The sequence below is a fragment of the Zobellia uliginosa genome, assembly GCF_900156625.1.
GTDB classification, from domain to species: domain Bacteria; phylum Bacteroidota; class Bacteroidia; order Flavobacteriales; family Flavobacteriaceae; genus Zobellia; species Zobellia uliginosa.
This window is the reverse complement of sequence record NZ_FTOB01000001.1, coordinates 621529-637221: the sequence shown is the minus strand read 5'-3', so window position 1 is coordinate 637221 and position 15693 is coordinate 621529. Positions and strand designations below refer to the sequence as shown.

Genomic DNA, 15693 nt, shown 5'->3' with positions numbered 1-15693 from the left:
ACCGTGACCCTAGTGTTTTATTAATGGATTTCTATTTTGCAAATCCCCGCTCGGTTCAGGAACTATGCCCCGACCTCTTCAGGTCTTACATTTGAATTAGGGTCGAGGCCTCCTTTTTGGTCACTTAGCGCTTTTTCAACCCCTGCCCCATAAGCTGGGTCGGCCGCGTAAAAGTGTTTCAATTGACGTTGCACTATTGCTTCGGAAACGCCTTCCATGGCCGTGGCAATATTATTGAACAAACGCTGTCTTTGGTCCTCATCGAACATACGGAACAGATCTCCTGGCTGTTTGTAGTCGCCCAAAGTATCGTTTTCTTCATATCGCATAACATCACCACTTATTTTCATTGGCGGCTCCTCTGCACTTGGCACCTCTTCAGGCCCTCCTTTTGAATTAGGCTCATAATACGCGTCCGGATTACCAAAATCATTGGTAAAAAAGCGCATTGCCCCATCTTTATGATAGTGGTTCAGTTCGTTGATAGGTGCGTTTGCCGGCAATGCTTCGTAATGGGTTCCCAAACGATACCTGTGTGCATCGGCATAGCTAAAAATACGGGCCTGCAATACCTTGTCAGGAGAAAAGCCTATACCCGGCACAACATTCGAGGGCGAATAGGCCGCATTCTCAACAAACTGCCAATAATTATCGGGATTCTTGTTCAACTCTAGTTCACCCACCTCGATCAAAGGGTAATCGGCATGTGGCCATACCTTGGTAAGGTCAAAGGGGTTATAGGGTGTTTTTTCGGCATCGGCTTCGGGCATGATCTGCACTTTTAATGTCCATTTCGGATAATTGCCCGCTTCAATGGCCCCAAAAAGTTCTTCTTGATACTTTTCCCGGGTCTGACCGATGATTTCCGCCGATTCTTCATTCGTGTAATGCTTATGTCCTTGTTGGGTCTTGAAATGGAACTTTACCCAAAACCGCTCGCCATCATTGTTCCAAAAGCTATAGGTGTGTGAGCCATAGCCATTCATATGCATTGGCGTAATAGGAATACCCCGGTCCGACATCAATATGGTTACTTGATGAAGGCTTTCAGGAGAAAGCGACCAATAGTCCCACATGGCTTCCGGAGAACGTAAGTTGGTTTTAGGATGTCTCTTTTGGGTATGGATGAAATCGGGGAATTTATAACCGTCCCTTAAGAAGAAAACAGGGGTATTGTTACCAACCATGTCCCAATTGCCTTCTTCGGTATAAAACTTGACCGAGAACCCCCTAACATCACGTTCGGTATCGGCTGCGCCCATTTCCCCGGCCACGGTAGAAAACCTTGAGAGAACGGGGGTCTTCTTTCCTACCTCAGAAAATATTTTCGCACAGGTATATTTTGATATGTCGTGTGTTACGGTGAAGGTGCCCATGGCGCCCCAACCTTTGGCATGCACTACACGTTCGGGTATTCTTTCCCTATTCTGATGTGCAAGTTTCTCTAAAAGTTTGTAGTCTTGAACGACTACCGGACCTCTTTCCCCGGCGGTTTTTGATCGTTGGTTATTAGATACCGGTGCTCCTGCTGATGTAGTTAGTTTTTTCTTCATGGTTCTAATTGTTGTTTATATAGGTTGTATAATGAGTAAATAAATTGATAATCAAGCAATTCTATTTGTAAATTTACCTAAAACACAAAGACAACTATAAACTTTTTATATTAAAAAATTATATTGACATAGATTTTTACTATTAAATAAGATGTTAAGCAGCGCGTTAATAGAACATGTATTTGCTCCTATTGAAGGTTTTCAGGCTTTGTTCATATAAATTAGAAAGTTTTTTACTATCTTTTTAGATTATAGCTACATAACTCATGTTAGAATATAGATATCGGTTGGGACGGTAAATTCTTACAACAAGGTGTAGCGCTTATATTTTTAACATAAATCCCCCAACTTGCAAACACTATCAATAACATCCCTAATAAAAGACTCCCCTAGCGCGGTTGCCATTTTAAACACCGAGCTACGCTTTGTTGCCTATTCCCGAGTCTGGCTAGATGATTTTTGTAAAGGCCAAAGCTCACTTACCGGAAAAAATTACCTTGATGTTTTGCCCCGTACACCAGAGGCCCTCAGGTCTATATTGAAGGAATGCTTAGCAAACGGAACAAAAAACATATGCGAAGGGCGAAAATTCATCTATCCTGATGGTACGCTTCAATGGTTAAAATGGAAGATTAATGCTTGGACGGATGACTCCGGAGAAATCGGAGGCCTTATCATACTTTTGGAAGACGTAACCGACACAAAGCGACGGGAAGAAATCTTGGCAAAAGCTGAACGTGTTGGCCGCATCGGCGGCTGGGAAATTGACTTATCTACGAACCAACTTTTTTGGACGGACATCACTAGAGAAATTCACGAAGTCCCTGATGATTTCCAACCCTATATTGAAACGGCTATCAATTTTTACAAAGAAGGCATACATCGGGAAGAAATTACCCGACTTATATCAAACGCTTTTGCCGATGGTACACCTTGGGACACGGAACTCATTCTTGTTACCGCCAAGGGCAACGAAATATGGGTAAGGGCCAAGGGCGAGGTAGAAATGGCCAATGGAAAATGTGTCAGGATATTCGGCACCTTTCAAGATATCAATAACAAAAAGAAAGTTGAACTTGGTTTTAAAAAAGTAAGTGAACGCCTTGCTTTGGCCACCCAAGGAGCAGGTGTAGGCATTTGGGAATACGACCTAGTTTCAAAGACCATGGTATGGGACAATATTATGTTCAGGCTTTTTGGATTAGAGTACAACCCAAACGACCTGAGTTATGAGACTTGGCAAAATAGTATTCACCCAGACGACAGAAAGGATGGAGACATTGAAATTGCCAAGGCCATATCGGGAACAAAAAATTTAGACGCCCAATACAGGGCGGTTTGGCCCAACGGCGATATACGGCATATGCGCGCCATTGGCGTAACGCAAAAAGATTCGAACGGCAAGGTCGTAAAAATAGTAGGTGCCAACTATGACATTACCGAATTGAAGAATACCCAAATGAGGCTCAAAGAGAGTGAAGATTCTTTTTACGGCGCATTTGAGCATTCGAACACAGGTATGGCCATTGTTGCATTAGACGGTTCCTTTGAAAAGGTCAACCAGAGCCTATGTGACTGCCTTGGCTATACTATGGACGAATTGACCGAAATGAGTTTTCAAGAAATCACCCACCCCGATGATTTCAAAAACGATGTCCATTTATTAAAACAAGTTGTCAACGGCCTAAAACCAAGCTACAAACTTGAAAAGAGGTATATTCACAAAAACGGCCACATCGTTTACGGTATCTTAACGGCAACCGCGGTTACCGATATGAACGGAAAAGTACTTCACTATGTCTCGCAGGTCACCGATATTTCCCCGCAAATAAGAACGGAAAAGAAACTGACCCGTTTAGTAAACATTACTTCTGAACAGAATGAAAGGCTCTTGAATTTTGCCCATATCGTATCTCATAACTTACGGTCACACTCAAGCAATTTATCTATGCTGACCAATTTCTTGATCAAAGAGAAGAGCGATGAGGAACGAAAGAACCTGTTGACCATGCTAAGGGGCGCATCAGATGGTCTTAATGAGACCATAATGCATTTGAACGAGGTGGTACAAGTAAAAATAGGGGCACATGAAAAAAAGAAGGATGTTAATTTATACGACACACTAAAAAATGTCGAGAACAACCTTAGTCAATTGATTCAGGAAAAGAACGCTACCTTTGAACTTAAGATACCTAGGAATTTGACTATCAAAGCCATACCGGCGTATCTTGACAGCATTGTGCTTAACCTAATTTCCAATGGGCTCAAATACAGTTCACCCAAAAGAAAACCACTTATACAAATAAGTGCCGAGTTAGCTCACGATGCTATAATAATATCATTTAAAGACAACGGGATGGGCATCGACTTGACCCGACACCAAAAGAAAATCTTTGGCATGTACAAAACTTTTCATCGCAATAAAGACGCCAAAGGCATTGGTTTGTTCATTACGAAAAACCAAATAGAAGCCATGAACGGAAAGATTGAGGTCGAAAGCACAGTAGGTGTAGGCAGTACATTTAAACTTTATTTTGAGAACCATGAACATTACAAAAATTAGAAGTGTCTGTATTATTGACGACGACCCGATTTTCATCTATGGCACCAAGCGCATTATGAAAGAGGTCGATTTTAGCGATGAAATTATTGTTTACAACAATGGCCAAGACGCCATAGAAGGATTACGGCAAATAACCAATGACGGAAAGGAACTCCCTTCGGTCATCTTTCTTGATCTAAATATGCCCATAATGAACGGTTGGGAGTTTTTAGACCACTTCACCGAAATGCCCAACAACAACCAAGAAGATATTCTGATCTATATAATCAGTTCGTCAGTAGACCCTCGTGATATTGCAAGAATTCAGGAATATGACATTGTCAACAATTATATACTAAAGCCCATCACTATTGAGGATCTTCACAAAATTCTCAAGAATACCGGTGGAATCAATTGATGTTATTTGGTATGACCTAAAACCAGTCTATTTTCATATCCAAACCATATCAAAAAAATGAGCAATTATAAAAAAATATGTATCATAGACGATGACGCCATTGCGGTTTTCGGCCTCAAACGGGGGCTACAATCCATGAAGTCTATACCAGAACCCCTTATTTATGAAAATGGCCTTCAAGCTATTGAAGGTTTCAAAAAAATGATAGAGGAAGGTACCGAACTTCCCTCCTTTATTCTATTGGATATAAACATGCCCGTTATGGGCGGTTGGGATTTTATCTCGCAGATGAACGCGATTTGGCCTAAAGACAAGGAAAAACCGACCATTTATATGATGACCTCATCAATCAGCGACCAAGATGTTGAAAAGGCCAGAACCTTCAATCTAGAGAAAAACTACCTTATTAAGCCGGTGTTCGCCGAAACCCTAGTACGTATTCTGTTACCCTAACGGCCATCAACCTTTATTCTTTGGGGTAAAATCATCGGGGGCCTTTTGGGGCTGACGTGTCGTTCCTGCATCACCCGAGTCGTTGAATATGTGCCATTCATTGAAATCGTAGGTGGTATTACCCTTTGAAATTTCCGGTTTCCGTACGGCCCTGCCATCCTCAAACTCATGGTCGGTTCCAGAACCATCTTCCCCTACAACCCCAAAAACATCAATAACGGTCCCAAAGGGATCAATTAGTCGCAGGTTGTCGTCACCGTTTGAATCTGCCGGACTATTTGTACCTACGGCCAAATCGGGCGGAAAACCATAAACGGACTCAAACTCCACTTCATTGGGGGAAATCACCACATAACCGCCAGCCTCTATGGTCAACGGAGACAAGTCGATCTTTGACCCCACTTCGGTATTTGCGTTGGTATATCGTTCCAACGTCCATCCATTTAAGCTCAGTGCCCCATCGGAAGCGTTGTGGAGCTCCACAAACCGGGCGGAAGTATTATTGTCGGGATCGGCCAATTCAGAAATAAGAATATGTTCAGAAGTAAACTCATCTATTAACTCAGCACATCGTTCTTGGTCAAAATCGATATCGCCCAAGTTCCGGATACGCATCATATAACTATTGTTTTCACGTAACAAAACTCCCGTTAATCTACCCTTACCGTCGGGAAGCGTCTCTGACTGAAAATCGGAAAAACCGCTATTCAAGACCACGATCTCGTTATCGGCACAATCCGTTAAAAGACGTTCGGTCTCCTCTCCTTCTTCAGCAAAATTCAGGCCCAATACATTTTCTACAAACTCCACATCGTTCAAGGTCACTAAGGTATTGGTCTGTTCTTTTTCTATATCCGAAATGGCTATCTGAGTAGGTTCGATGACGGCATCCTCATTACAGAACCTGAAAATATGTTCATTTACGACAGCCGCAGGCAGTCTTCCTACCGAAATATCCCCGAAAGACATAAAACTTCCTCCCAATTTGAACACATCTTTACCCTTACCTAAGTACAAGCCTTTTAATTTGATCCCGATCTTACTGCCTACGGGATAAAACAAATGCGAATCACGGAGGTCGATCTCAATTTGAAAGCCCTGTGTCGGATTCGAGGGACTATCTTGAAAATACAATACACTAAAAAAATTACCCGCCGCATCGGAAGAAACGACAAAGCCTTCTATGACCAGGTCATCTTGAATCTGGATCGTCTCACCCTTATACAAGTTTTTCACTTCGGAATAAGTTGCATTGGCCCTTACATCGGAAACACAATCTACAGGAGGCATATCGAAACTGCGGTTTTTCACACAAGCGGCAAGCCAAACGACCATAAGCACCGAAAATTTCAAAAAGGATCCTTTCGAACAAAATGTATTTCTCATTTGCTATATTTTAGAAGCTGTACGCTAAGTTCAAAAAATAAGTGCGACCGTAACCGTACCAATATTTTGGGGCAAAAGATGGAGTGCCACTCAAATTATCCTGTTTGAACTGTCCGAAATTCCCATTGCGGCTTTGTTCGTATCCACCTGTTCTGAATACACCGTCGAAGACATTATTGATGCTGGCAAAAACACTGATATATTTTCCCTTCTTTAGCCAAGATTTGCCTCCGACCAGATTGAGAAGATAAAAACTGTCCAAGGGTTTTTGCCTCAATAATTTATCGACATTTTCTTCCGTAGCATCTACAAAAGGCCCATTTGTTTCAGGGTTTAAATAAAAACTTCGGGTTCTGGAAACCGTAGAAATATTCGTGTAGTTGTTCGCCAAATAATTTGCTGTTGCACCCACCCACCAATATTTGGGATCACGATACTCTATACCTATTGCGTAGGCCTGTTGCGGGCCCTGTGCCAATTTGTAATCTTTGATCTTGGCCACACCTAAATCAACAGCACCTTCTAGGTTGATCAGATCCTCTTCCCTGCCCGCCGTATCAAAATTGATCGTTACATTCGGGTCACTTGCATAGACATATTTGCCTACGGCCGCTACAGCGCTTAATTTTACAGAAGACGACACTTGATACTCCAATCCCAGTTCGGTGCCCATGTGCAGCTTGTCAAGACCCGTGAGCACCTCCTGAACGAAGTCGGACCCCACGCCGGCATCGACAAAAAAGAAATTTACATCGGTGGTATTTTGAAAGCGGGTATAAAAGCCCGTAAGCCTTCCTGTCAATTGGGGAAGGCGAAAAAAATAATTGAGATCTAGACTCGTATTCGTTTCGGCCTGAATATCGGGTACGACACTATTATTCTCACGTGGGTTGACAAAAACATTCTGCAATACCGGAGGCTTCACAAGGTATGCCCCGTGTGCGGCAAGCCAGTGTCTACCGGTCAATTTATAGGCCAAGCCCGATTTAAGGCCATAGGTATTGAATGTAATTTCATCACTTTCCCCCAATGAACTATCGGGGTAGCGCTCATTGAGAAAAAATCCCTTTCGTCGGTATTGGGTAGCGGCATACTTTGCGGAGGCAAAGACATTCCATTTTTTGCGCTCATACCTAAACTGAACAAATGATTCAAGTGCATTGGCCGTCATTCGATAGTTATAAGCAAACGCATCGTTCTCCCGTTTTTCGACCGAACCATTACTATCGTTCAAGGTATTTGAAAAAGGGTCGATATCCATATGATAATCCGCGCCCAGCAAATCGTCGATCCTAGCATAATTGTGAGATTCCAGATTCTTATAGCTCACACCAAAATCAGCAAAAAGCCCATCGGTCAATGACAGGTTTCCAGTGGTATTGAAACTCAATTGGGTGTCATCGGAAACATCGTCATACAATACATAGGCCGCCTGCCCCTGTGCATTGGCGCTATAGAGCCGATCCCAATCGATTTGCGCATTTTTCAGAAAATCTTCCTTTACCGTATTGGCACTGATAAAATTGGCACCAATAGGACTATTGATATAGAAACTGGGTAGGTAGCGATAATATGTCGGGTCGGGGTTCGGGGTATTGAAGTAACCTAATCTACTTCTAAAATTTGTTCCGAACTGATAGGCAACGCCCGTGTTTAAATTAAATTTATCGGAACTGAAGTAATGGTTGAACATTAGGATGGGCTCTGCGATCATACGCTCCCTAGAATTTCGGATCTCGCCGTCTTGTTCTCCCCAATAAGGGTTGTATGTACTACCCCCTAAATCAAAAACCTCTTGGGTAATAGCCGACGAACGCCCCCTACGATTTGACGCCCATAGCGCAGTTAGCGCAATACTATGGTGTTGGTCGAACTGATATTCCACAGCGCCAAAAAGCGAAAAAGCATCGTACAAGGTTCCATCTATATACCCTTCTTTCGCCCATCTTCTCGAACCTGACACCGTATAGGCCAAACCATTTTTATGGAGTCTCGATGTATAAGTAGCCATAAGGCGACCGGCATAGGTTCGATTGGAATATGAAGAGGATAATCTGGTGCCCGGCCGTAAACCGGAAGGACGTGTATCTATATTGGTGCTCCCCAAAATACCCCCAAAAGTATAATCGGATGCTTCCAGGCCATTTGAGAACTGCTGGTTTCGTGTTACGTCGTTCATTCCGCCCCAATTATTCCATTGGGGCCTGCCATCATAAAATTTGTTCATGTCGATTCCGTTCAAGAGTACTTTTCCGTATTGCGAATCATAGCCCCGCACACGAAAAAAAGCTTGTCCAAAATCAAAGGCGGCCCTATTAAGAAATACATCTCTAGTAGCCCTTAGTAAGGCCGAAGAATTTGAGCTGACCTCATCATCCAACAGCTCGGAATCACTCAAGGAAATGAGGTTATCGGCTTGTTCCACCCGAATATCCTCTTCTAAATAAAGCGCCCCTAAATCAATATCTTCATTTTCTATGGAAATAGGAAGCCGTTTTACCGAATAGTCGGCGGCCGTAATCGTTAGAATATATTCGCCTGCGTCGGGAACCTTAAGCCCGAACCTTCCTTGGTCATCCACTTGGGTAGATATCAGAAGTCCCTCAAGACCAATTTGAGCATTGGTGATTGGCAATTCCGACCGACGGGAGACAATTTTTCCCTCTACGGAAAAGCTTGTTTGAGCCCACACGGGACCATAGCAGAAAACCATGAAAAAAGCGACAAAAGAAAATCGCATTCACCAAGATTTAATATTCCACAAACCCTTTCAATATATAAAAATTTTCTAAATTCCTACAAAAATACCCTACAACAAAAACTGTTTTTTCGTTAAATGATTTTTTTATATCACTGATACTATGAAATTTAGAATTACCCTAGTTTTTCTTTTGCTCGTATTCTTGGCCAATTCACAGCAAAACAAACCCTACCGTATTCGCACCATTGCATTCTACAATCTGGAAAACCTATTCGACACCGAAAACGACAGTCTTACATTCGATGACGACCGCACACCCGAAGGAAAAGATCAATGGACCCATGAACGTTATAGAAAAAAACTCGACCACCTTTCCCGCGTATTATCGGAAATCGGATCTAGCACCAGTAAGACTTCACCCGATATCATTGGTGTTTGTGAAGTCGAAAACCGAAAGGTTATAGAAGACCTATTACATCACCCAAATTTGATTACAAAAGATTACGGCGTCGTACATTACGATTCGCCCGACGAACGAGGTATAGATGTTGCCCTACTCTACAAAAAGAAGGCCTTCTTGCCCACCTCATCTTCAAGTCATCGTTTGGTATTGATCAATGAAGATGGCGAAAGAAACTACACTAGAGACCAACTCATAGTCGGCGGTCTATTGGATGACGAGCAGCTATTTTTTATCGTAAACCATTGGCCTTCCCGTAGCGGGGGAGAAGCGAGAAGTAGACCCAACCGGATGGCCGCCGCCAAACTCAACAAACATATTATAGATTCGGTTCAGCGGCTAGACGCGAATGCCAAAATTATAAGCATGGGCGATTTTAACGATGACCCTACCAACGACAGCTTTAAAAAAGTACTCAAAACCGTTGGAAAAGTCAGTCAACTGGAAGGTAAGGATCTATACAACCCCATGGAAAAAATATACAAAAAAGGAATAGGTTCTTTGGCCTATAGGGACCAATGGAATTTGTTTGACCAGATATTCTTTACCCAAAACCTTTTGCAACCTTTAGAAGGGAGTTATACGTTTTGGAAAGCAGGGATTTTTAACGCTCCTTACTTGGTTACGAAAAAGGGCCGATACAAGGGATACCCCAAACGAACCTATTCGGGAGGCAGCTACACGGGCGGGTATTCGGACCATTTTCCGGTCTATATTTATTTGATCAAACCGGTATTGCATCCCTAACAGAGCACTAGAAAATCGTATAGCTTACCCAATGTTCAACAATAGGAGCGGCTACTAATCAAATCTTTTTTCGGAAACTTGACTGTCGTTTTTAAATTGAATCTCCCTTGTTACTTTTCCCGCTTTGTAATACTTCCATTTTCCTTCTCGCTGCCCCTTGACATATTGCCCTTCGGTGGCTAATTCCCCATTAGGATAATATTCCTTATAGATACCATCAACGATGCCATCCTTATACTCTTTTTCAACATATTTGTTTCCCGTATTGAAATTATAGGTAATATCTACGCCTTGCAAACGTCCGTCATCATAAGGGGTATGCCTTGTTTTTATACCCTTCTTATTGTATTCCTCCCTAACCCCAATAGGCCCATTAGCATTGTAAGTAGCGGAAAAGGCCAATTTACCATTGTCATGGTACTTTTTTTCCATCACCTTGAGACCCTGATCGTATTTGGATTCTTCTTTTTTAAAGCCGTTAGCATAGTACGATTCCTGTTTACCGTTTCGCTTGCCATCGGCATAAGTCTCCAAGGATCGCACTTTTCCATTTTCAAAATATTCGGTTTCGGCATATGATTTGGGCCCCGTATAGACTTTTAACCAAATCGTCTTACCCTCTCCATTTTTACGCTCCCATTTACCAGTTGGTTGATTTGCCTTATAATACTCCGTTGTCGTTGAAGTTACCTTACCGTTAGAATCTCGAGTAATACTGGTCCATTTTCCCTCTTTTGAACCTTCTTTGTAATTCTCTATTTTATATACTCCCTTGGCATTTCGATAGGTCCATTCTCCGTCGTTTTCCCCATTTTTATACATATATGTATTAAGAACACTACCATCTTGGGCGTACGATTCCCCTTTGCCATTACCCACTCCCATAACGAAAGTAGAGTAAAACTCAAGTCTCCCAGAACTATCATAAGCCATCCATTTTCCATCCGGTTTTCCATCTATAAAATTGGCTTCACTGTAAGCACCAGACCTTTCGGCTATTTTGAAAGTACCATTGAGTACCTCATTGTTTTCCCCATAATAAACGATTTCCTTCCCAAATTTAGCCGTACGCACATACTCTATAGTCTTTGCCCCGTTCTTCTGGGCAATAGACACGGTCGTTACGAACATTACTAAAAATAAAACCAAAATACCTTTAGGTGATTTTTTACTATCGAATTTCATAATAAGATTACAATTATCTAGTATTTATAAAAAGGTCTGTAAATAATAAAAGCCGAACAACACCTTTGTTCTTCCTTTAAAAATTTGACATAAAAAACTAAAATAGGTGTAAGTTTATTCTGCTTACACCTATTCGATAACGTCTTAATGTCTGAAAATATTTTAGGGCTTCTAGTAAAAAAATAATTTTTACCAGCATTTAAAAGTTCACCGAGAAGACCCTACCTTCGAGACATTGACCAAATGCGATTCTACTTAAAAATCATTTGATTATTCCGCTCTCTGCAGAGCATCAAGCCAAACCTGCAGACTAATTTTTATTGAAGTGTTTTAATCTTAATATTTCTCCATTTCACTTTAATACCACCACCATCGTGAATTTGGAGTGCTACAGAACCTTCTCCTGCACCAATAGTCTTATCGGTAAGCGTAATCATTTCGGTACCGTTCAACCATGAGGTAATGTTGTCTCCATCGACCCTAATTTTCATGGTATTCCATTCACCCATTTTTAGGGCTTTATCTTTCCCGGCTTCAGGTTTTATCAACCAGCCACGACCGTATGATTCGTACACCCCTCCAGTACTATGGCCGGGAGGAGCTACCTCTACCTGCCAACCGCTTACCTTGGTACCATCGACCGTTGAGCGAATAAAGACACCACTATTACCGTTGGCCTCTTGTTTAAATTCTAAGGTCAACTCAAAATTTTTGTAGTGCTTATCCGTTGCCAAATAACCATATTGTTTATCGGGACCACTTTCGCAGATCAACAGGCCGTCTTCTACATACCATTTTTCCGTGCCATAGACGGTCCACCCCTCAAGGTCCTTCCCATTAAAAAGTTCTTTTTCTTGAGCAAAGGTCGTGAACGTAAAAAGCAGCAATACAGCTAGGGCAATATGTTTCATATTATAAAATTTAAGTTGGTTTTAAAAGTGATATTCACCTAGAACTAATTGAGCCATTGGCCCCAAGGAATACGACTGAGAATCAGTACAAGTCCCAAACCATAGAAAATGGCAATGCTCTTAAATTTTTTATTCCCTTCCACAAACTTTTTATGACGCGACCAACCTATGGTAATCAAGACGATGGCGATAATATTAATGAACGGGTGCTCTACTGCCAATAATCTTGATGCAGCGTTTAACCCTCCCATACCAAGGGTCTGAATTGCCTGTAATCCGCTCGGAGAGACAAAATATAAGATTAGGCCTATCAACAGCTGAATATGGGCAAGAATCAAGGTAAAAAGACTTAGTCGCAAGTCCTTTTCCATGGTAAACATTTTATTGCCTACCAAACCCATTATGGCATTGGCGACCGCAAAGAATAAAAGGCCAAGAACAACATAAGCCAAGTAAGAGTGAACAACTTGAATAATTTCGTACATAGTAGTTATATTTTAAGCTTTAAATGTACTGAATTTTGAGCATAAAAAAACCCTGCCAGTTGGCAGGGTTTTCAAACTCTTTCTTTAGGTTCAATGTTTAGAAATTAAAACGAAGACTAACGTTATAAGTAGTACCATTACCTAAGTAGTAACCATACTGATCTTTTTGATTGATAAAGTTTTCACCAAACAAGTTATAAACGTTACCTCTAAGCCTAAGGTCATTTCCCCCAAGACTAAAATCATATGTTAATCCGGCATCAAACAAAGTATATGCAGGCAATCTCTCAGCTTGATAGACCTCTCCACTATTAGCTCCGGCAATTACATCCTCAGTATCAACAAACCCATATAGTTTCGTGTAGATATTCATGTCAACATCAAAACTAAGATTCTTAAGCACATCTACATCAAGACCAAAACCAGTAGAAACCTGTGGTGCATTACCGACATAAGTTCCCGTTAAATCAATTTCCCCTCTTTCCAAAACATCACTTGTTCCAGAACCTTGATCTTGTAATTGAATACGATAAGGTGTTGTTCCATCATATTCCCAATCTCCGATTGTACCATACCATCTCAGCATTAGCGCTGTAGACGGCCTATATTTGAAATCGGCCTCTAATCCCTTGTGTACCTGAGCAATACCGGTATAATAATAATAAACATCAGTATCAACCCCATTCACCAATGTTGACCCCCCAACAGATAAGAACCTGTTTTTCCAATTGGTATAGTATGCATTAAGATTGAAGACAATATCTCCAGACGCAAACCTATATCCAGCCTCTAAGCCCAATATTTCTTCGTTATCCACATCTCCATTGTCGACCAACTCATTTCCTTCAATTACATTTTCGAAAATATTATCTAAAAACGGTTGACGGGAATAATATCCTGCGTTGGCAAAAATCTTATGATTTTCAACAAATTCATAGGCCAAACCACCCTTTAGATTATATCCAAGTTTATTGATTTTTTCAGACTTTTCATCTGTAAGGGTTGTATACCTTTCCTCTCTTTCATAAGATTGGTTAGATAATGCCCCTTGAAAAAATCCTGAAAAACCATTATTTGCATATTCAGCTTGACCGAAGACACCTTGGTAATTAATCCATTCCGAGTAATCCCTATCATATCTCTGGTCGGCATCGGCATAATCGAAAAGTGCTGACCAAGGATCTGCCTTAAAGGTTTCAGACAATACATAGTCACTATCCCTTCTTGCTGATTTATAGTTGTCCTTAAAACCATCCAAGCCCAATAAATCAACTAGTTGCCTGAAGTGTGTTCCTTTATAAAATCTAAAATCGGCCCCAGCATTGAAAGACCAATTTTCTTGGGTATCGTAATTATAGTTTGTAATCAAACCATACCAGTTGTGGTTATTGACCGATGACCTGATTACCCCTCCATTATTATAAGACCCCAAATTATTGGCATCAGACTCGGCCAAGTTATTGGCGTATACGGCATCAAAATCAGCTAATCCTTTATCAGATGTCAAAAGGTCATAGGTATCAGCACCTGCACCTAACGCACCTGTTCCCCCACCTCTACCCCAAGAGGCGTACAATACAGTGGATAACGTTTTCTTTTCATTAATCTCCCAGTCCCAGTTTAGGTTGGCAACCGGTTTGTGATAATAATTTTTTCTCCAGGTAGTCCATTCACCATCTAAGAAACCAGCATTATCATTGTATTTTTCACCATATTGCTCATACTCTTCCAAATCTTTGGAATAGTTTTGACCATGCCATTGTGGGGCACCTGTCAATAAGAAGTTAATGGTGTGGTTCTCATTTGGAACATATCCTACCGAAACAAAGTAATTTTGACCTTGCCCCCTTGTCCCACTTGCATACTTCCTATGTCCTTGCCAGTGATCCAAAAGAACTGAATAAGCCCACTTTCCTTGAAGTCCCGAATTATAAGACACTGTAGTTTTCGCATAACTATCATTACCCGCTATAAAACGTACAAAACCACCTTCTTCCCTATCCATAGATTTGGAAACGATATTTATTGTTCCCCCTACGGAAGAGATGGCCAATTTTGAAGACCCCAAACCTCTTTGAACCTGTACGGCATTTGCAACATCGGTTATACCTGACCAGTTAGACCAGTACATTTTACCATCTTCCATACCGTTAATAGGTTGACCGTTCAAAAGGAAGGCTGTATTCGATTGATCAAATCCCCTTAAGTACATTTGCGAATCACCAAAACCACCTGCTTGGTTGGAAACATATACGTTTGGAGTATTTTTCATTATTTCAGGAAACTCAACATTCCCCACACCTTTCGTTTGAATCTCAGCCACACCAATAGTAGATACGGCTATCGGTGTTTCCCGAGAACCGGCAAGGTCAATAATCCCCGAACCAACAACAACAACTTCGCCCAATTGCTCCGCATCTGGTTCCAACACAATCCGACCGATATCACCGGCACTGGTAAAGGCCACTTTTTTAGATGTATATCCAATATAAGAAACGACAAGCGTTCCTGTGTTTTTGGTCGTTTCAATTTTGAACTGACCATCAAAATCCGTCGAGGTTCCGTTGGTTGTTCCTTGCAGAACAACACTAGCCCCTGGCAGTGGTTCATTAAGTTCGCCATCAATAACAGTACCTGTAATGGTTCCCTGTGAAAAAGCCATTGCCGTCATTAGAAATGCGACCCAAGCGAAGTACATTTTTTTCATTTGTTCTGTTTTTACGTTTTCAGTTTGCTGCAAAAGTGCTGCATTTTATGAGCACGAATGTTAAGGGAAGGTTAAATAACCTTTTCGCAAATATACTAATATGAGGGCGAATTATCCCTTAAAAACAGGAAGTTACGCCCACATT

11 protein-coding genes are annotated in these 15693 nt (G+C 41.4%); 4 read left to right on the top strand and 7 right to left on the bottom strand.

The window, feature by feature from the left end:
- Positions 1–62: 62 nt before the first annotated feature.
- Positions 63–1553, bottom strand: coding sequence for a catalase (locus BW980_RS02645; RefSeq protein ID WP_076453387.1), 1491 nt, complete (start codon positions 1551–1553; stop codon positions 63–65).
- Positions 1554–1902: 349 nt separating this feature from the next.
- Here BW980_RS02645 and BW980_RS22120 point away from each other — a divergent pair, with 349 nt between their 5' ends.
- From BW980_RS22120 to BW980_RS02620, 3 genes are read left to right on the top strand one after another with little or no spacing between them, the layout of a single operon-like run.
- A complete protein-coding gene (locus BW980_RS22120; RefSeq protein WP_083690326.1) occupies positions 1903–4116 on the top strand; it encodes a PAS domain S-box protein in 2214 nt (737 codons plus the stop codon).
- The gene (locus BW980_RS02625) at positions 4097–4513 is read left to right on the top strand and encodes a response regulator (protein WP_076453386.1); all 417 of its coding nucleotides are present in this window, start codon (positions 4097–4099) and stop codon (positions 4511–4513) included. The genes BW980_RS22120 and BW980_RS02625 overlap by 20 nt, the downstream gene beginning before the upstream one ends.
- Positions 4514–4570: 57 nt before the next feature.
- Complete coding sequence (locus tag BW980_RS02620; RefSeq protein ID WP_076453385.1) at positions 4571–4966, top strand: response regulator; 396 nt, start codon at positions 4571–4573, stop codon at positions 4964–4966.
- Positions 4967–4972: 6 nt separating this feature from the next.
- Here BW980_RS02620 and BW980_RS02615 read toward each other — a convergent pair whose 3' ends face one another.
- Together BW980_RS02615 and BW980_RS02610 are read right to left on the bottom strand one after the other, a co-directional pair.
- Positions 4973–6352 carry a DUF5689 domain-containing protein gene (locus BW980_RS02615; protein ID WP_076453384.1) on the bottom strand — a complete coding sequence of 460 codons (1380 nt, stop codon included), beginning with the start codon at positions 6350–6352 and terminating at the stop codon, positions 4973–4975.
- Positions 6353–6362: 10 nt separating this feature from the next.
- Positions 6363–9092, bottom strand: coding sequence for a peptidase associated domain and porin domain-containing protein (locus BW980_RS02610; protein ID WP_076453383.1), 2730 nt, complete (start codon positions 9090–9092; stop codon positions 6363–6365).
- 121 nt (positions 9093–9213) lie between these two features.
- Between BW980_RS02610 and BW980_RS02605 the strand changes: the two genes are divergently transcribed.
- Positions 9214–10260 (top strand): endonuclease/exonuclease/phosphatase family protein, encoded by a 1047-nt coding sequence (locus tag BW980_RS02605; protein ID WP_076453382.1) that lies wholly within the window; start codon positions 9214–9216, stop codon positions 10258–10260.
- A 54-nt stretch (positions 10261–10314) separates the two neighbouring features.
- On the opposite strand, the gene BW980_RS02600 is transcribed toward BW980_RS02605, so the two are convergent.
- The 4 genes from BW980_RS02600 to BW980_RS02585 all read right to left on the bottom strand — a co-directional run bounded on the left by BW980_RS02600 (position 10315) and on the right by BW980_RS02585 (position 15581).
- Positions 10315–11445: a toxin-antitoxin system YwqK family antitoxin gene (locus BW980_RS02600; protein WP_076453381.1), complete on the bottom strand. Its 1131-nt coding sequence runs from the start codon at positions 11443–11445 to the stop codon at positions 10315–10317.
- 317 nt (positions 11446–11762) lie between these two features.
- Complete coding sequence (locus tag BW980_RS02595; protein ID WP_076453380.1) at positions 11763–12356, bottom strand: 3-keto-disaccharide hydrolase; 594 nt, start codon at positions 12354–12356, stop codon at positions 11763–11765.
- Between the two features lie 44 nt (positions 12357–12400).
- A complete protein-coding gene (locus BW980_RS02590) occupies positions 12401–12841 on the bottom strand; it encodes a hypothetical protein (RefSeq protein ID WP_013992801.1) in 441 nt (146 codons plus the stop codon).
- Between the two features lie 97 nt (positions 12842–12938).
- On the bottom strand, positions 12939–15581 hold the full coding sequence (locus tag BW980_RS02585; protein WP_317042168.1) for a TonB-dependent receptor: 2643 nt from the start codon (positions 15579–15581) through the stop codon (positions 12939–12941).
- Positions 15582–15693 lie beyond the last annotated feature (112 nt).